Source organism: Methylobacterium sp. CCH5-D2, assembly GCF_001556475.1.
GTDB classification, from domain to species: Bacteria; Pseudomonadota; Alphaproteobacteria; order Rhizobiales; family Beijerinckiaceae; genus Methylobacterium; species Methylobacterium hispanicum.
Map to the genome: position 1 here is coordinate 1 of NZ_LSIX01000608.1, position 225 is coordinate 225.

At 73.8% G+C, this 225-nt stretch carries 1 pseudogene; it reads left to right on the forward strand.

Annotation, left to right across the window (positions count from 1 at the left end):
* A pseudogene (locus AX737_RS34500) lies at positions 1-225 on the forward strand (methyl-accepting chemotaxis protein); the annotation flags it as partial.

Below are 225 nucleotides of genomic sequence, written 5' to 3' on the forward strand. Positions count from 1 at the left end.
CGTCAACACCGTTGCGGCGGCGGCGGAGGAACTCGGCTCGTCGGTGGCCGAGATCGGCCGGCAGGTCTCGGGCTCGGCCGACCTCGCCCAGGACGCGGTGGCGGAGGCCGACGCCACGGCCGGCCTCGTGCAGGATCTGGCCCAGGCCGCCAGCCGCATCGGCGACGTGGTGGCGCTGATCTCGCAGATCGCCGGCCAGACCAACCTCTTGGCGCTCAACGCCAC